This is a genomic window from Mycobacterium shinjukuense, assembly GCF_010730055.1.
GTDB lineage: Bacteria > Actinomycetota > Actinomycetes > Mycobacteriales > Mycobacteriaceae > Mycobacterium > Mycobacterium shinjukuense.
In genome coordinates, this window is sequence record NZ_AP022575.1 from 1554078 (window position 1) to 1572889 (window position 18812).

The following is an 18812-nucleotide window of genomic DNA, read 5'->3' on the forward strand; positions in this document are numbered from 1 at the left end:
TGGCCTACCTGCGCACATCCGTCGCTGCCACCTGGACGAACACGCCGGTGTCCTCGGCCATCAGCAGGCCTCGACCGCGAGGCAGCGGGCCACCCTTCATCTTGCCGCGGATGAAGCCCTCGTCGGGGTCGGCGTCCATCACCAGCAGCGGCGCGTTCGCCTGGTGTAGCGCGCGCAACATCGGGTCGCTGCCGGCCGACGACCAACCACCGAACGTGCGGGTGACGATCACATGCAAACCGACGTCGGAGGCCCGGTTCACCCAGGGCGCCGCCTTATGCAGGGGCGAGTCGAAACCCGGTGGCAGCTGCTGGATGTCGTCGACGATCAAGAAGATCTCCGGGCCGGTCCACCACGACTTGGACAACAGCTCTTGGGCGGACAAGCCAGGTGGCGGCTCACGGCCGGCCAAGACCGCCGCCAGCTCGCCCATCATCGCCTGCACGCCGTCGAGGTTGTAGGCGAACTTCTCCACATATTCGGCGCCCAGCGCGGTCAGCAACTGACGGCGCGGGTCGATCAGCCACACCTGTGCAGACGGGCGCGACGTCGGCGGCGCGGTGCTGGCCCCCGGCGCGTACAGCCGTCCGATTTCGGCCATGATGGTGGCCAACGTCGTGGTACGCCCACATTCGCGGCGGCCGGTCACCATCAGGTGGCTGTTCTCGGCGAAGTTGAGATACACCGGCTGCAAATCCAACTCCGATATCGCCCAAGCGATTCCGCCTGCCCCGACACCTTGGCGGGTGTCCCGGGCGGCCAGCTCTCGCAGTTGTGCCAGGTCAAACCGGGCCGGCAGGCGCCGCACCGGCGGGGCCTGACCCCTCGCGAGTTGGCTGACCGCCGCGACCACGCTGTCGCATTCGAAGACGGTGTCGGGGGTGCTGCTCAATGCCGGTCGGGCGACCAATGTGTGGAGACCTGCCTGCGGATCGGCGTCCAATCGGATGTAGTTGACGGCCACCATGCCGCGCCCCGGCTTGATCGGGACGTCCTTGGCGAACCGGGAGCGCACCAGCTTCGCGTCCTCCACCGCGGCCAATCGCAATTCGACCCGGGATCCGAAACCGCTGCGCACCGGCGGTCGCAGCTCCGACTCGCGGTCGGCGGTGACCACCACGTGCACCCCGAACGAGGGGCCCTGGTTGATGATCTGGTTCACCTGCTCGATGAGCACCTCGTTTTCCTCGGCCAGCGCCCGGTAGTTGTCGATCACGAGGTAAACGTCGCCGAACCCGTCGTTGGGCACGGCGCCGTCCTCGCCGCCGAACTTGCGGCGCCGGAACATCTCCATGGACGCGATTCCGTATTCCAGGAAGCTACGCTTGCGCTCGCGCACCAGCGCCAGCAGCTCGGCTACCGTTCGGCGCACACCGTAGGGGTCGGTGGGACCGACCACCTCACCCACATGCGGGAATCGGGCCACCGTGGTCAACGCGGTGCTGCTATAGGCCAGGCAGTAGAACTGGACCTGCTCCGGGGTGTGCGTCAACGCCGCCGCACAGATCAGGGTCTGCAGCGCGGTGGTCTTGCCCGAGCCCCCGGCGCCCAAGATCAGAACGTTGGCGCCAGGCCCCGAGGTGTCGACCGTCCACGGCGGCTGGTCATGCTTGAACGGGCGGTCGATGATCCCGATCGGGAACACCAAATTCCTCGCGGAACCATAGTCCTGCTGCCACGGGTGACCAAGGAATCGGTTGACCAGGTCGTCGATGGCGACGGGCACGTTCAGCGGAGGTTGCCACAGCCGGTAGGGCTCGAAATTGATCTTGCGCAGTTGATCGATGATCACCGTGCCGACCTTCGGTGTCCGCAGGCCTTCTCCCTCCTCCTCGGCCTCGACATCCTCCACGTCGACCACTTCGCCGTTGGCGTGTGCGACCACCTTGTCGATTTCCGGTCCCCCCACACTCACCTCAAGCGGGGTGAATGAGTTGGTAAACAGCTGCGGGCGAATGTAATCGATGCTGTGCACCAACGCCGGCGCCTCCTCGCCGTCGACGGTGACGCCCGGTTGGTAGTAGTCCCGCCACAGGAACTCGGCCTGGAAGCGGATGATGTCTTCAAGACTCTTGCGGAAGTAGCCCAGACCGGCCTGGGCCGGCAGGTTCACCGCGTTGGGCACACCGGCCGCCTGCGCCGCCCCGGCGGTACGCGCTTTCAGCACCAGCCGATAACCCATGTTTTCCATGAGTTTTTCGGCCCGGCTCTCGATGGTCTGGGATGCCATCATCAGGTGGATCCAATAGGCGCGGCCCTGGCGGCCGATCGAGTCGAGAACGTCGACCGCCGTCGGCATGATGCGGAACCACTCGTAGAACTCGTCGATGACCACCACGAGCATCGGCAGCGGCGGCATGTCCTGGCCGCGCGCCCGCATCCGGGCACGCACCGCGTTGTACTCCTTGGCGTCGTCGACTCCGGCGCTGTCGCACACCGCCTTGCGGCGCGCGATCTCGCCCCACAGCGCGTCGAGGAACCGTTCCATCAACGCCTGGTCTTCTTCCAGGTCGGTGATGATCCGCGACACGTGCGGCACCCCGGCGAACGGCTTGACCGCCGAGCCACCCTTGAGGTCGGCGAGAACGAACTGCAATTCCTCCGGCGGGTGGCCCAGCATCAACGATGCGATCACGGTTCGCACCAGGGTCGATTTACCCGACCCGGTGGTCCCGGACATGACCCCGTGCGGGCCATCGCCACCTTCGTCGAGCGACTTCATGTCCAAGAACAGCAGCTCGCCGTTGTCGGAGCGGTTACCGAACGGGGCCCGCAGTCGCGACCGGCCCACCGTGTCGGTGCGGTTGCCCCACAACTCGTCGAAGTCGATGCTTCCCGGGTCGTCAATTCCGTAGTAGGACAAAATGTCTCGGGCACCAATGTGGGCCACCCGTTGACCGATCTCTTCGTAAGCCTCGGCCAGCCGCCACTGCGCGAGCTTCTGGGCGAACTCTTCGGCCTCGGCACTGCTCAGGTAGTCGGTGAGAGCGAAGAACCACGCCTTGTCGTCGATCACCATCCAGGTGTCGCGGTCGCGGGGCAGCGCCTCGATGATGCCGGTCTCGTCGAACTCCAGCTTCCGCTCCGGAACCGCCGTCCACAGCGACGAGCCGGTCAGGTCGAAGAAGGTCACCCCGTCGACACCCTCGGCGCTGATCACGTACTCCCACTGCGGGTCGTCGACGTCGGCGATGATCACATGGTGGGGTGTTGGGGTCTGCGCCGAAGAACTGGCGTGCCGGGGGGTAAACGAGCCGCGCCCGGCGAAAAGTTCGGCTTGCTCGGCGGCGAACTCGCGCACCGAGCTGTAAACCATCCGCGCGTTGCCGGCCGCGTCGTGGCGCCGGGAGTCACCGAAGTGCGGCAGCCATTTCACCCAGTCCCATTCGTCCAAATCGGAACTGACCACGATCAGCTGCATGTGGTCAGGCCCGTGCGAGAACGTCAGCTGGCAGATGATCGAGCGCATCAGCCCCAGCACCTGCTCACGCTCTCCGACCAGCGCATACCACGGTTCAACCAGTAGCGAAACCATCTTCGGCAGGTTGTAGACGACGCTTTGGTAGCGTCCGAATTCCTGCAACGCTTTGCCGGTCACCGGTTCCAGCTCGATGTCGGTCGGCATGTTCTGCGGCTCACCCCAGGTCACCTCGGGGCGCGTCATGCCGACGCCGACGCGGACCACGCCGAAGTTGAGGTCCTTGCCATCGGGCTTGCGCTCCCACATCCGGGACGACCCGACGGCGGCGGCCAGCGTGTTGGGTGCTGGGTGGAACCACCGGTAGTTGGCGTCCATGCTGTCGGCCGACTCCTGGGCGGTCTCGCGCAGCATGTCCAGCATCAGCATGAACTGAGCGCGCATCGCGTCCAATTTCGGCCGGCTCATCTGCTGCGTTCCGCCGCCCATTCCGCGGAACATCATCATCATGATCCCGACCATCATGAACAGCGGGAAGATGGAGCCGATGCCGCCGAACACGTGTGAACCGCTGGCGAAGACCATGGCCACCATGCCGCCCAGCAGGCCGACCACCACGACGCCGACCACGATCAACCACCAGGGCTTCCCCTCCGGCGGGGGGATGCTCAGCGGCGTCGGTAAGACGATGTTCTCGGGCTTGATTACCGGCGGCTTTTCCGGTGTCGGCCGTGCAAAACCACGTTTCACTTGGGTACCACCAACTCTGCAGGGGTCATGTCCATGGGTAGCGTGTCGTGCTCTACCAACGCATCCGCTCGCGACAACGTCGGGCCCTGTGGCAGCAGCCGCAACGCCACCCACGGCGCCGGGCTGGGCGTCAACGTCAATCCCAACGCCTCGCGCGCTTCCTTGGTGTCGTCCACCCCGAATCGCGCGCCGGCCTCGGTGATCCACCACAGCGATTCCGTTGTCTGGGCGGCCGGGTTGTTGCCGGTGACGGCCACGAAGTTGGCATAGTTGGGACCGAAATACACCTGGTCGGCCGAGCGGCCGGTGGTGTCGGCCTTCACCAAGGTCACCACCTTGTTCGTGTCGCTTGTCTTGATCGGAAGGGTAGGCCCGGACACCACCTGGACGCGGGCCCGGTTCTCACCGCTGGTGCGCTCCCACCACCAGCAGGTCGACGGATTCTCGCGGATGTCCAGCACGTTCAGCGGGCTGTCGGGGTACGCCGACAAATCCAGCCGGTTGACCACCGGCATCTTCGCCAACGCCGAGGGTTCCACGGTCACCGGTTTGGAGTTGCCCGGGCGGCCCGCGTTCTGCATGATCTGCGCCACCAACGGTGACAGGGTTTGCACCCCATCGGCCAGAACCAGCGAATACTGTTGCGGCCCACTGATTTGCGGTGTGACGATCACCGTCCCGACGGGCCCGGGAGCGCCCGGAAACGCTGCCGGAGCGCCCAGGTTGGGCACTTCCGGCACCACCAGTTCGGGCCCAACCGGCAACGCGTCGAAGAGCGGATGGCTCATTGGCCGCGCTTGGCTGACCTGCTCGGGCGTCAGCCCCAACGGCAACAACACCGACCGGTTCGTGGCGTCGATGCGTGACCGGCGGCCCTCCCGGATCACCCAGGTGTTCCCGCCATAGCTGAGCACCACCGCATCCGACCCGCTCAGCACCTTGCGGTGGTTGCCGAGTTCAGGGGTGCCGTCGATCACCGTCACCGTCACTCCCTGCGCCGACCCGAGACTGGAGGAGGTGGCCACGGTGTCGCACACCAGCCACGACGACGCGGGCGGATTCGTTGGCGAGAACCGCGACGGAGCCCCCGGAATGCCCACCAGCGGTCCGTGCGGTAGGGCGGCGATCTGGCTACCCCGGACCAGGTGCGGGTTTATCGCCCGGCCGGTGATCAGCCGGGCCGACGCCAAGTTCAGGGCCGGGTACAACCGATCCCCCACCCGGACGTAGAGGGCACCGGAGTCGCGGTCGGCGATGATCGGCGATTCGTTGAGCTGGCCGGAGGGGCTGATGAATGACCACAGCAGGGCACCCAGGCAGATCACCAGCGCCGCCGAGATCGATGCGATCACCGACAGCGTCTGCCGCCGGCCGGGTTCGATCTCCATGCGGACACGCCACCGGGTCAACGCCATGGCGGTTCGGCGTGCAAGGAATTGATACCCAGTCACCTGGGTCCGCGTCGACAACCCGAGGCCATACCCCGACCCCCGCTGTCCCCGGCTCTGTTCGGCCACGTTAATTCACCATCCGGTCTGTCAGAACGCCTGGATATCGACCATTTCACCGGTCACGTCAAATAACCGTAGGGCACCCGTCCAGAAGTTGCCACGCGGCATGACGCGCTGGATCCCCCAAGGGCTGGATCCCCGAAGGGCTGGGTCCCCCAAGGATGTCATCGTGTCTCCACAGGCATGGTAACGGCCAATGGCAAGGTCGGCTCGTCGATCGGTGCCCGGGTTTCTGAGCTGCCGTGCCGTGGGTGCCCATCAGTCACCCGGGCGCCCTCCGAATACGGTGCTGGACGCAAGATGGGCGGCATGACTGAGCTCGCACCCGCGCTGGTCGAACTCGCCCGCGGATACGGCGTCGCCACCGACTACGAGGATTGGACCGGCCGGCCCGTGCCCGTCGCCGAGGCCACCGTGGTGGCCGTTCTGGCCGCGCTCGGCGTTGCCGCCGGGACCGAGGAGGAACGCAACGCGGCCCTGATCGCGCACCGGCGGTCGTATTGGGCACGTCCGTTGCCGCCGACCGTCGTTGGGCGCGCAGGCGCGCAGACGCGGCTCTGGGCGCACGTGACCCACGGCGCTCCCGCCGAGGTGTGGGTGTGCCTCGAGGACGGCACGGTCCGCGACGACGTTGTCCAGGTCGACAACTTCACCCCGCCGTTCGACCTGGACGGCCGCTGGATCGGCGAGGCCAGCTTCGTACTGCCCGCCGATCTGCCGCTCGGCTACCACCGCGTGCACCTGCGGTCGGGCGACTTTCAGGCCAGCGCCGCCCTCATCGTGACGCCGGATTGGCTGGGGCTGCCGGAGCGGCTGGCAACCCGCCGCGCCTGGGGCCTGGCCACCCAGCTTTACAGCGTGCGATCCCGACGGTCGTGGGGCATCGGCGATCTCACCGACCTGGCCGACCTCGCGCTCTGGTCGGGTTACCGCCACGGCGCCGACTATCTTCTGGTCAATCCACTGCACGCGGCGGCACCGCCCGGACCGTTCACCCCGATCGAGCCGTCGCCCTACTTGCCGACGTCGCGGCGTTTCGTCAACCCGCTGTATCTGCGGGTCGAGGCCATTCCCGAGTTCGCCGATCTGCCCAAGCGCGGCCGGGTGCGGCGGTTGCGACGAGCCGCGCAACACCATGCCGACCGGCTCGATGCCATCGACCGCGACAGCGCCTGGGCGGCCAAGCGCGAGGCTTTGCGGCTGGTCCACCGGGTGCCGCGGTCGGCGGGGCGGGAGTTGGCCTACGCCGCCTACCGCGCTCGGGAGGGCCGGGCCCTGGACGACTTCGCCACCTGGTGCGCGCTGGCCGAGCGCTACGGCGGTGACTGGCACCGGTGGCCGGCATCGTTGCGGCATCCGGATGCCCCGGGCGTGGCCAGGTTCGTCGACAACCACGAAAAGGCGGTCGATTTCCATCGCTGGCTGCAGTGGCAACTCGACGAGCAGCTGGCCGGGGCGCAATCGCAGGCCCGACGGGCCGGGATGGCGGTGGGCATCATGGCCGACCTCGCCGTCGGTGTGCACCCCAACGGGGCCGATGCCTGGGCCCTGCAGGACACGCTGGCGCTGGGGGTCACGGCGGGCGCGCCGCCGGATGAGTTCAACCAGCTCGGCCAGGACTGGTCACAGCCACCGTGGCGGCCCGACCGACTGGACGAGCAGGAGTATCGGCCGTTCCGCGCGGTGATCGCCGCGGCGCTGCGCCACGCCGGCGCGGTGCGCGTCGACCACATCATCGGGCTGTTCCGGCTGTGGTGGATCCCCGAGGGCGCGCCACCAGCCCAGGGCACATACGTGCGCTACGACCATGAGGCGATGATCGGCATCGTCGCGTTGGAAGCGCACCGGGCCGGCGCGCTCGTCGTCGGCGAGGATCTGGGCACCGTCGAGCCATGGGTGCGCGACTACCTGCTGCTGCGCGGTCTGCTGGGCGCCTCGATCCTGTGGTTCGAGCTCGATCGAGACGGTGGTGGCGAACCGCTGCCCGCCGAGCGGTGGCGGGAATATTGCCTGTCCTCGGTGACCACCCACGACCTGCCGCCGACCGCCGGCTACCTGGCCGGCGATCACGTGCGGCTGCGGGAGGCTCTGGGGCTGCTGACCCGGCCCGCCGAAGCGGAACTCGAATCCGGCCGGGCCGAGCGGGCTGCCTGGATGGCCGAGCTGCGCCGGGTTGGGCTCCTGCAAGACGGCGAAGAAGACGACCCCGAACAGGTGATCTTGGCCCTCTACCGGTATCTGGGCAGAACGCCGTCGCGACTGGTGGGGGTGGCGCTGACGGACGCGGTCGGTGACCGGCGAACACAGAACCAACCGGGCACCTCCGACGAGTACCCGAACTGGCGGGTTCCGCTGACCGGGCCCGACGGCCGGCAGATGATGCTCGAGGACGTGTTCGCCGATCGCCGGGCGGCCACCCTGGCCGAGGCCGTGCGTGCCGAGATCGCTCCCCGTCCGCGTGAGGCGCGCCCGTTGGCTTCGGCTCGACCACCGCAGGGAACCTCGCCGTGCTTCGGCCGGCGGGATCCGCCTGCGGCGCAACGGGATTGACGCAGGCCTAGGGGCCGGTCCAGGTCGCGTCCAATTGGTGGGCCACGTCGATGACCTGCGCGGCTTGGGAATGCGGTGAGTCGATTTCGTCGGCGACGTACTGGGCGATGAATCGCCGGATCTCACCGTCAACACCGGCAAGGATGCGCAACACCTCACCGCGGAAGGACTTGGATGACACATTGACGGTGATATCGGACGGCCGCGGTTTCGCGACGTCGACGATCAGCAGCAGTGGTTCGGCCGCCCGGGCGGTAGCGCGCAACGCGATGTCCCCGGCGACGACAAACCGTTGTTTGTCCAGGCGCAGGTCCAGCAGCAGGTCGATCGACAGCGGAATGTGGATGACGAAGGTGATGAGGTCGCCAAGCTTGCGCGTCACCCGGGGCTCGTGGATCTTGACATTCGCGCTGACCTTGGCGATCCCGCCGGGTCCCTGCGCGATCGGTTCCATGGCGAACTCGCTGCCCGCGATATCGGCGAACGCGGCGGCGACCCGGTCCGGCGTGACGGCAACCTCGAAGAATCTGCGGCCGAATTCTTCGTAGGTGATGTAGTCGTGGATGTGCATAGGTCTATACCGTCTCACGTCACCTGCCAAAACGGTCGCTGATCCGGTCGCGTCGCACGAATTATTGACCCCTGACCTGGTCCAGCCGTCCCGGCTGGGCCTCGCCACGTGTGATCTGCGCCCTCTCCCGGCGCGTTGTGAACAACACCACAAGCGGGCTTTTCGATTCGGTGTGTCGGGCGGCGGCCTGCCAGGCTTGGACAACTGGAGGTGTTGGAGTCTGATGCACGCCCACGAATTTTCTGAGCGACGCTCGGCGGTGTCGCGCATCGCGGGGACGTTGACCTGGCTCGGCGGCGGACACTGGCGTGAGCTTGGCGAACGTCATGAGCGGTCCACGCACGCCGTCGCCGGCGCGGTGATCGCGCTCGGCGCCGTGCTGGCCTGGCTGGTCGCCGGCTTGGCCGTGGGCGCGTCCGCAGGCTGGCCCGTCTGGGCCGTCGCGGCGTTAGGCCTGGTGGTGGGGCTGCTGGTGGGCGCGGTGATCCGGGGCACCGCCAGCGGCCCGGCCCGCGGTTGGCCCAGCACCGCGGGGCGCGCCGCCGTCGCCATCGCCGTCGGTACCTTCGTGGGTGAGCTGGCCGCGCTGGTCATGTTTTCCGGTTCGATCGACCACCGTCTCGACGAACGCGCCCTGCGCGATGCGGACTCGGTGCCGGCCGTCGCGGCGGCGTCGGCCGCGCTGCGACAGGACCGGGAGGCACGGGTTTCGCTCGACACCACCGTCGACCAGGCCCGCGGCCGACTGGACAACGCCTTGGTCGTCGCCCGCTGCGAATACCACCCCACACCGGAATGCCCGCAGACCCGGATCACCGGCGTTCCCGGGCACGGGCCCGAAACACGCACGGCAAACGAACTTCTCGCCGACGCCCAGCGCGAGCTGGGCAACGCGTTGGCGAATCGAGACCGCCAAGCGCCCGCGCTGGACGCCCGCATCGCAGGCGACGAGCAGGCCCTTGCCGAGGCACGCCATGCCGTGGTCGCCGGCGCGGGTCGCGGCCTGGGCGACCGCTGGGTGGCGATGAACGAAGTGACCGTGGCCAGCAGCGCGGCGCTGGCGTTGCGGCTGGTGACGATCGCCTGCTTCGCGCTGCTGTGCCTGCTGCCGCTGATTCTGCGGCTGTGGCGCGGCGAGACGACCCACGATCGTCACGCGGCCGCCCGCGCGCGCCGGGAACGCGCCGAGCTGGAAGCCGACACCGCGATCGCGATCAAGCGTGCCGAAGTTCGCCGCGCCGCCGAAATCATGTGGGCCGAGCATCAACTCACCCAGGCTCGGCTCGCCATCGAGGCCCAGGCCGAGATCGATCGCGAGCAGCAGCGCCGTCGAGTGGTCGAAGCGCTGGAGGGTCCGGTGCGCGCGTCGGCCGAGCGTACCTTCGAGCCAGTGGAGGAAGACATGTACTTGCCGATCGCCGCGGAAGCCGAGGCCGCCAGCCGCGCACTCGCCCCCGGTGCAGCAGGGCACACCGACGCTGAGGCCAACCTGCCCGCGCAGGTCGAGCCGCGCGGCCCCGTTGAAACCCACGAACCTCAGCGGCAGCACGGCGGGCCACTGATCCCGTCGCTTCCGGACGCCACCAAGGCTGCGGCGCGGTGGATTCGTCCGCTGGTACCGCCGTTCGTCGCGCGGGTGATCGATAACACCACCGCGCCGCTGCGCACCGCGCGTCAGGTATTCGAAGAGGTGGAGGAGATCGCGTTTTCGCTCAAGCGCACGCGCAAGGTGACGGTCGATTCCGAGAGTTCCGACGGCGGCCGGCAGCGGGCGGTCGAATCCGCGACCGCTGACTCCCCCGTCGAAGCCAGCCGGATCGAATCGTCACGCGGGCAGGGCCACCCCGGCAGCCACGGCCGGCTGGGTACCGACGTTGGGCACCCGTCGTTAGCGCAGGCGCCCGCGGCACACGTCGCGGGCCTGCCGTCGACCGATCGGGACGGCCGGCTGGAGCTGATGGAGCGGGATGGGCCGGGTGAGCTGGGCTCACCGCAGGGTCCGCGCCAGCTGCCGCCGGCCAAGTAACGGGCCACACGGCGGCTCCGATCGACATGACACGCCGCCCGGTGCGCTGCAACCACGCCGGTGGGTGACCCGGTCGCAGCGTATTATCCTGCCCACAGACGGAATCGTTGACCCGTAATTGCATTCGGATTGGGAGCCGGACGTGAATCGCGTGGTGATATCGGGAGGATCGGCCGTGACGCCGTCGACCATATGAAGGTCAGCCTGCTGCTGGCGGACGCGGCGCAAGCCGACGCCCAATCGGGCAAGGTCCATGCTCTCGGACTGGGCTGGCGGCAGTGCCAAACACCCACGCCCCCTTTTGCTTTGGTGCTGTTTCTGGACATCGACTGGGATGAGACCAACAGGCCGCACAAGCTGACATGCCAGTTGCTCACCACCGATGGCCAGCCGGTGATCGTGCCCGGACCGCATGGGCCGCAACGGATTCTGTTTGAAGCCGCCGCGGAGGCAGGCCGTCTGCCGGGGGCGATCCATGGAACGGCGGTGAGGATGCCGTTCACGCTCAACATCCCGGCCGGAATCCCTCTAGAACCGGGAATCTACGAATGGCGGGTGGAGGTGGAAGGGTTCGAGCTGGCCACCGCGGTGGAAGCGTTTGTGGTGGCCGGCGGCGCCCATCCGCCGATGTCATCGTGAGGCGAGTGTCGGAATGGCTGCTGCGGCAATCCTTTTCACCGGTTCGCCGTTGTTTCAGCTATGAGGGCGTCAGCTGACGGCTAAGTCCAGATGTTCAAGGCGGCGCACCAATATGCTTGGCAACCATCGTCCGACATCGGCGACCTCGATCAGTGAGGTCCGTTCGAGCAGCAGCCGCAAGACGATCTGGGCCTCCAAGCGCGCGAGCGCGGCGCCGACACAGAAGTGGGTCCCCTTCCCAAAACTCATGTGGCCCTTGCCTCCCGCGCGATCGAGGCGGAACTCGTCGGGCGTGTCGAATTGGGCCGGATCCCGGTTGGCGGCGCCCCACAACAGCAGCAGGTGCGAGTTGGCGGGCAGGTCGAGGCCCCCTAGCGTGGTCTCATTACGTACGTGGCGGTAGTGACCCCGGAACGGCGCCTCGTAACGCAACGTCTCCTCGATGAACGGCCCGAGCAGCTGGGGGTGGTTGCGGACCCGTTGCTGGATGTCGGGACGGGTCGCGAGTATCCATGCCGCGCTGCCCAATAGCGATGCCGTGGATTCCCCACCGGCGGCGAACAGGGTAACCATCATGACGTGGGCGGTGAGCGTGTCCAGCTCGCCCGAGGCGCGGGCGGTGGCCAGCTCGCCGAGCAGATTGTCCTGCGGATCGGCGGCGGCCCGGTCGAACTGCTCGGCGATGTAGCCGCTCAGCTCCATCACGGCGACGCCCGCGGCGGCGAGCTGGTCTTGATCGACCAGCCCTTCGAGCAGCTGGGTGGCCGCGTATCCCCACCTCACCAGCTGTGCGATGGGGGCGTCGGGCACGCCGATGAGTCGAGCTACGACCATCATCGGCAGACGGTTGGCCATGGCGCCCATCCACTCGATGCGGCCGGCCCGCGCACCGTCGGCCCATAGCCGATCCGCGGTCTCGGCGGCGAACCGCTCCATGAGGCGGATTCGCTTGGCCGCGAGGTGCCGGACCAGCAGCTTGCGGTGCACCGCGTGGGCAGGATCGTCGGCGGTGGCCAGCACGTGGGTCGGTCCGCCGAGCGGGTCCATCTCGAACGGCTTGATCCTGCCCTCAGCGGTATAGGTCATCGTGGCCGTCAGGTTCGAGGAGAAGTCCTCGGCACGGCCGACGGCCTCGTTGACCGCGTCCCAGCCGCACACCGCATAGAACTCAGAGTCAGCAATGTGTTGGACGGGACCGGCGGCGCGCATCCGCTCATAGAGCGGGTACGGATTCTGCAGGGATTCGGTGCCGAAGAACGTGATGGCATCGATGGCCGGTGTCATTTCTTCAGCCTTACGGGCGTTCCGTGCTGGCCGCCAACGGCCGGGGCCACGGCGCGTGTCGTGGTGGCCGTCGCGGCAGCATTCGCCGCCATCAACGTCGAGCGTGTGCCGGCCAGGTTGTTCGCGGCCACGGCTGCCAATTCCGGCCCCGCGAGCACGTATGACACGCCATTTTCCTTTCACCAGGCGGGATTTCGATCGCAGCCATCCCAATACGAGACTCCGCACGTTGCGAATGGAGCGGCTCGGCGACCGTCTGCGGAATTACGGCGTGGGTTCGGCCGTAAGCGTTTCCATCCAAGCTGGTCGTATTGGAATTCATGCAAACCCAACGCGGGACAGACTACGCCTCGCCCGCCATAACTCAGAACCTGATGAGGAAGCCCGCGCCTGCGGTTCCGGCGCTGGCGATGCCGGAGAGCAGGCTGGGCACGGTCAGCGGAAGGGTTCCGGTGTTTGCGAGGCCCGACAGGGCACTACCCAGATTCAAGAGTCCTGAGGTGTTGGCACCGACATTCTGGAAGCCCGAGCCGCCGAAGAGGCCCGGTGGGTTGACGTTAAACAGACCTGAGAGGCCGGACCCGCGGTTGCCAAAGCCGGAGCTGCCCCCGGCCCCGGTGTTGAAGAATCCCGATGACGGTGCGGTGCTGGTATTGCCGAAGCCCGGTGGCGGCGGGATCTCGACACTCGCGATCGTGGTGGCTGGCAGCGTGACGCTGGGGATCGTGAGGCCCGGGAGGGTGAAGCCGGAAAGGTGAACGGGCGGGACCGTGAGGCCCGGAATGGTGAAGGGATCAAGTTTGATGGGGTTCACAGTGAGCCCGGGCACGGTGAAGGCGCCCAACTTGATGGCCGGGATGGTGATGTCGGGCAGGGTGATCGGTGGCAGGCCGAATTGGTCCACCCCGATGGGGTTGATGGTGAATTGGCCGGTGGTGGCCCCGGAATGGTGAAGCCGTCCAACTTGATGGGCGGGATGGTGATGTCGGGCAGGGTGATCGGTGGCAGGCCGAATTGGTCCACCCCGATGGGGTTGATGGTGAATTGGCCGGTGGTGGCCCCGGGAATGGTGAAGCCGTCCAACTTGATGGGCGGGATGGTGATGTCGGGCAGGGTGATCGGTGGCAGGCCGAAGTCGTCCACCCCGATGGGGTCGATGGTGAATTGGCCGGTGGTGGCCCCGGGAATGGTGAAGCCGTCCAGGTGGACGGGATTGATGGTGAGCCCGGGCACGGTGAAGTCGTCCAACTCGATGGCCGGGATGGTGACCTGGGGCAGGGTGATCGGTGGCAGGCCGAAGTCGTCCACCCCGATGGGGTTGATGGTGAATTGGCCGGTGGTGGCCCCGGGAATGGTGAAGCCGTCCAGGTGGACGGGATTGATGGTGAGCCCGGGCACGGTGAAGTCGTCCAACTCGATGGCCGGGATGGTGACCTGGGGCAGGGTGATCGGTGGCAGGCCGAATTGGTCCACCCCGATGGGGTTGATGGTGAATTGGCCGGTGGTGGCCCCGGGAATGGTGAAGCCGCCCAGGTGGACGGGATCGATGGTGAGCTTGGGCACGGCGAAGTCGTCCAACTCGATGGCCGGGATGGTGATGTCGGGCAGGGTGATCGGTGGCAAGCCGAATTGGTCCACCCCGATGGGCTTGATGGTGAATTCGTCGGTGGTGATGCCGGGAATGGTGAAGCCGCCCAGGTGGACGGGATTGATGGTGAGCTTGGGCACGGCGAAGTCGCCCAACTCGATGGCCGGGATGGTGATGTCGGGCAGGGTGATCGGTGGCAAGCCGAATTGGTCCACCCCGATGGGGTCGATGGTGAATTCGTCGGTGGTGATGCCGGGAAGGGTGAAGCCGCCCAGGTGGACGGGATTGATGGTGAGCTTGGGCACGGTGAAGTCGCCCAACTCGATGGCCGGGATGGTGACCTGGGGCAGGGTGATCGGTGGCAGGCCGAATCGGTCCACCCCGATGGGGTCGATGGTGAATTCGTCGGTGGTGATGCCGGGAAGGGTGAAGCCGCCCAGGTGGACGGGATCGATGGTGAGCTCGGGCACGGTGAAGTCGCCCAACTCGATGGCCGGGATGGTGACCTGGGGCAGGGTGATCGGTGGCAGGCCGAAGCCGTCCACCCCGATGGGGTCGATGGTGAATTCGTCGGTGGTGATGCCGGGAAGGGTGAAGCCGCCCAGGTGGACGGGATCGATGGTGAGCTCGGGCACGGTGAAGTCGCCCAACTCGATGGCCGGGATGGTGACCTGGGGCAGGGTGATCGGTGGCAGGCCGAAGCCGTCCACCCCGATGGAGTTGATGGTGAATTCGCCGGTGGTGATGCCGGAAATGGTGAAGGCGCCAAGAGTGACGGGCGGAATCTCGATTTGCGGCAGGGTAATCGACGGAAGACCAAAGCCGTGGATTTTAAACCCGTCGATAGTGATTGCCATTATACTCAAGTTGGGGGTAAAGAAGCCAGGGGAGACGCTAATCTTCTTAAGCACGAAGAAGGCTTCGCCGTTAAAGGGATCTATGATAGCAGTATTTCCTACAAAATTAATCCCCTTGAGGGCAGTTACATTCGTATTCCACTCTATCCTCAGGTTGGGTTTAATTTCAAATTCGGGCACGTGTACCGAGGGCAACATTATTTGGGGAGTACTTATCTTGGGCGTTGTAAAATCGCCCACCGTGACATTGTCGATCCTGAAACCCGGAATTGTGATTTCGGGCAAGGTGATACCCGGCACGGTGATGGTGGGTGTGGTCAGGGATGGAATGGTCAGCTTCGGGGTGCTAAAGGCGCCGACGCCTGCGCTGTTGAGCGTGAAGCCCGGCACGGTCACCTCGGGCAGTTTCAGGCCCGGCACGGTGATCTCGGGTGTGGTGATCGTGGGCAGATCCAGCTCCGGCACGGTGATCTCGGGTGTGGTCAGGGATGGAATGGTCAGCTTCGGGGTGCTAAAGGCGCCGACGCCTGCGCTGTCCAATTTGAAGCCCGGCACGGTCACCTCGGGCAGTTTCAGGCCCGGCACGGTGATCTCGGGTGTGGTGATCGTGGGCAGATCCAGCTCCGGCACGGTGATGGTGGGTGTGGTCAGGGATGGAACGACCAACTTCGGGGTGCTAAAGGCGCCGACGCCTGCGCTGTCCAATTTGAAGCCCGGCACGGTCACCTCGGGCAGTTTCAGGCCCGGCACGGTGATCTCGGGTGTGGTGATCGTGGGCAGATCCAGCTCCGGCACGGTGATCTCGGGTGTGGTCAGGGATGGAATGGTCAGCTTCGGGGTGCTAAAGGCGCCGACGCCTGCGCTGTCCAATTTGAAGCCCGGCACGGTCACCTCGGGCAGTTTCAGGCCCGGCACGGTGATCTCGGGTGTGGTGATCGTGGGCAGATCCAGCTCCGGCACGGTGATGGTGGGTGTGGTCAGGGATGGAACGACCAACTTAGGGGTGGTAAAGGCGCCGACGCCTGCGCTGTCGAGTGTGAAGCCCGGCACGGTCACCGCGGGCAGTTTCAGGCCCGGCACGGTGATCTCGGGTGTGGTGATCTTGGGCAGATCCAGCTCCGGCACGGTGATGGCGGGTGTGGTCTGGGGCGGAATGACCAACTTGGGGGTGCTAAAGGCGCCGACGAGTGCGCTGTCGAGTGTGAAGCCCGGCACGGTCACCGCGGGCAGTTTCAGGCCCGGCACGGTGATCTCGGGTGTGGTGATCGTGGGCAGATCCAGGCCCGGCACGGTGATGGCGGGTGTGGTCTGGGGCGGAATGACCAACTTGGGGGTGCTAAAGGCGCCGACGAGTGCGCTGTCGAGCGTGAAGCCCGGCACGGTCACCGCGGGCAGTTTCAGGCCCGGCACGGTGATCTCGGGTGTGGTGATCTTGGGCAGATCCAGGCCCGGCACGGTGATGGCGGGTGTGGTCAGGGATGGAACGACCAACTTCGGGGTGCTAAAGCCGCCGACGCCTGCGCTGTCGAGCGTGAAGCCCGGCACCGTCACCTCGGGCAAATCCAGGCCCGGCACGGTGATGGTGGGTGTGGTCAGGGATGGAACGACCAACTTCGGGGTGGTAAACCCGCCGACCAGTGCGCTGTCGAGCGTGAAGCCCGGCACGGTCACCTCGGGCAGATCCAGGCCCGGCACGGTGATGGTGGGTGTGGTCAGGGATGGAACGACCAACTTCGGGGTGGTAAACCCGCCGACCAGCGCGCTGTCCAATTTGAAGCCCGGCACCGTCACAGCCGGTAGATCGAGGCCCGGCACGGTGATCTCGGGTGTGGTGATCTTGGGCAAGTCAATGGCGGGCACAGCCAAGTTCGACGTAGTGATAGTCGGTAAATCCAGAGCCGGGATGTTAATACTAGGTATGTTTACTGGCGGCAAGGTTAGATCTGGCGTGGCCAAGTTAATACGAAGGCCGCCCTGGCCGGTTCCCCTAAACGCGAAACCGTTGTTCATATCGCCGGTGTTAAAAAGGCCCGTGTTGACATTTCCCGAGTTGAAGAACCCGGTGTTTAGATCACCCGTGTTGTAGCTGCCCGTGTTGGAAGAGCCTGAATTGAAACTCCCGGAGTTGAAGTTGCCGACGTTGAAATTACCCGTGTTTGTTTCGCCGATATTCCCGATGCCCGTGTTGAAGGCTCCCGGATTGAAGAAGCCCGTGTTGTAGCTGCCGGAGTTGGCGCCGCCAAAGTTTCCGAGACCGGTATTGAAGAATCCCATGTTTCCGTTGCCGGAGTTTCCGATTCCGACGTTGCCGGTGCCGGAGTTGAAGAAACCGACATTCCCGGCGCCTGAGTTGAACCAACCGAGGTTGGCCGCGCCGGAGTTCAGCCAGCCAAAGCCAACCTGGCCGGTGCCCGAGAGCCCGATACCGATGTTGTTGCTGCCGGTATTCCCGAACCCGAAATTATTGCTGCCGGTGTTCCCGAAGCCCACATTGAAGCTGCCCGCGTTCCCGAAACCCGTGTTATGGCTACCCAGATTGCCGGGGCCGAAGTTGGAGTTACCCAGGTTTCCGAGGCCGAAGTTGTTGCTGCCGAGATTTCCGAGGCCGAGGTTGAAACTGCCGCGGTTTCCACCGCCCAGGTTCCCGACGCCGACGTTTGCGCTGCCCACATCGACAGTCGTTTTGGCAGCAAGGGTCACGGGCACACCGGCCAGCTGACCCGCCACCCCCGCCAGACTCTGCAGCGGCTGGGCAAACGGCTTTAGCGCCGAAACCACGGCCGAAGCCCCCGCGTGATAGGCAGCCATCACGGAGACGTCCTGCGCCCACATGGCCTCATACGCCGCTTCGATCGCAGCGATCGCCGGAGCGTTTTGACCAAACAGGTTCGACATCACCAGCGACACCAGATCAGAACGGTTGGCCGCCACCATGATCGGCTGCACCATCGCCGACCGGACCGCTTCAAACTCGGCCGCCATGGTGCCGACCTGCGTCGCCGTCTGCCGGGCCTGGGCCGCCGTAGTCGCCAGCCAACCCGCATAGGAAGCTGCCGCCGCGGCCATCGCCGCTGACGCCCGGCCCTGCCACGATCCTCCGATCAGCCCCGCCGTCACCGTACCGAAAGATGCTGCGGCCGAACCCAATTCGTCGGCCAACTCGCCCCAGGAGGCCGCGGCGGCCAACAAAGGCTCCGATCCGGCCCCGGCGAAAATCAGCGCTGAATTGATCTCAGGTGGCAATGCCAAAAAACTCATCGGCCAACCTACCCTTCCTCACGCCGCACCAGGCTTGCTCAGGCCGCAGCAGGCCAATGACAAGTCGCGACAGCCCCACAATCGAAGCGATCTTGTTTGGTTCTCGTCGAGCTGATCTGCCCTGCCTGCGAACGACATCCGCAAGTCCAACCACCCCATTCACGTGGAGTGATGGGATATTTTGGGCACCGAAAGTCCGCAGGTCAAGGGCGTGTCGACAAGTTGAGATCTGGCGCCTTGCAGATCTGGCATGGGCGTCTCACTGCGGAAGTCCGACCTGCGACGACAGTGAGAAAATGTGTTATTTTTGTCTCACATTGATACGACATTCCCATGCATTTCAGCGGGAGGACGCGTGAC

At 66.0% G+C, this 18812-nt stretch carries 10 protein-coding genes; 3 read left to right on the forward strand and 7 right to left on the reverse strand.

Annotated elements, in window-relative coordinates; translation table 11 throughout:
* Window positions 1–4: 4 nt before the first annotated feature.
* Both eccCa and eccB read right to left on the reverse strand, forming a co-directional pair.
* Window positions 5–4168: a type VII secretion protein EccCa gene (gene eccCa, locus G6N20_RS06970; RefSeq protein WP_083051907.1), complete on the reverse strand. Its 4164-nt coding sequence runs from the start codon at window positions 4166–4168 to the stop codon at window positions 5–7.
* Window positions 4165–5685, reverse strand: coding sequence for a type VII secretion protein EccB (gene eccB, locus G6N20_RS06975; protein ID WP_083051910.1), 1521 nt, complete (start codon window positions 5683–5685; stop codon window positions 4165–4167). The genes eccCa and eccB overlap by 4 nt, the downstream gene beginning before the upstream one ends.
* A gap of 303 nt (window positions 5686–5988) precedes the next feature.
* Here eccB and malQ point away from each other — a divergent pair, with 303 nt between their 5' ends.
* Entirely contained in the window at window positions 5989–8229 is a 2241-nt protein-coding gene (malQ, locus tag G6N20_RS06980; RefSeq protein ID WP_083051928.1) for a 4-alpha-glucanotransferase, read from the forward strand.
* A gap of 7 nt (window positions 8230–8236) precedes the next feature.
* Here the strand turns inward: malQ and G6N20_RS06985 are convergent, their stop codons facing one another.
* The gene (locus G6N20_RS06985; RefSeq protein ID WP_083051913.1) at window positions 8237–8800 is read right to left on the reverse strand and encodes a hypothetical protein; all 564 of its coding nucleotides are present in this window, start codon (window positions 8798–8800) and stop codon (window positions 8237–8239) included.
* Window positions 8801–9023: 223 nt separating this feature from the next.
* On the opposite strand from G6N20_RS06985, the gene G6N20_RS06990 reads away from it, so the two are divergent.
* Together G6N20_RS06990 and G6N20_RS06995 are read left to right on the forward strand one after the other, a co-directional pair.
* On the forward strand, window positions 9024–10826 hold the full coding sequence (locus G6N20_RS06990) for a DUF4407 domain-containing protein (RefSeq protein ID WP_083051915.1): 1803 nt from the start codon (window positions 9024–9026) through the stop codon (window positions 10824–10826).
* Between the two features lie 192 nt (window positions 10827–11018).
* Window positions 11019–11465, forward strand: a complete 447-nt coding sequence (locus G6N20_RS06995) for a DUF6941 family protein (RefSeq protein WP_083051918.1) — start codon at window positions 11019–11021, stop codon at window positions 11463–11465.
* Between the two features lie 69 nt (window positions 11466–11534).
* Here the strand turns inward: G6N20_RS06995 and G6N20_RS07000 are convergent, their stop codons facing one another.
* From G6N20_RS07000 to G6N20_RS07015, 4 genes are all read right to left on the reverse strand, one after another.
* Window positions 11535–12749, reverse strand: a complete 1215-nt coding sequence (locus G6N20_RS07000; protein WP_083051920.1) for a cytochrome P450 — start codon at window positions 12747–12749, stop codon at window positions 11535–11537.
* Window positions 12746–12916, reverse strand: a complete 171-nt coding sequence (locus tag G6N20_RS07005; protein WP_083051922.1) for a PE domain-containing protein — start codon at window positions 12914–12916, stop codon at window positions 12746–12748. The genes G6N20_RS07000 and G6N20_RS07005 overlap by 4 nt, the downstream gene beginning before the upstream one ends.
* Window positions 12917–13113: 197 nt before the next feature.
* Entirely contained in the window at window positions 13114–13653 is a 540-nt protein-coding gene (locus G6N20_RS07010; RefSeq protein ID WP_163662858.1) for a hypothetical protein, read from the reverse strand.
* A complete protein-coding gene (locus tag G6N20_RS07015; protein ID WP_163662861.1) occupies window positions 13560–18452 on the reverse strand; it encodes a PPE domain-containing protein in 4893 nt (1630 codons plus the stop codon). Before G6N20_RS07015 ends, G6N20_RS07010 begins: the two co-directional genes overlap by 94 nt.
* Window positions 18453–18812 lie beyond the last annotated feature (360 nt).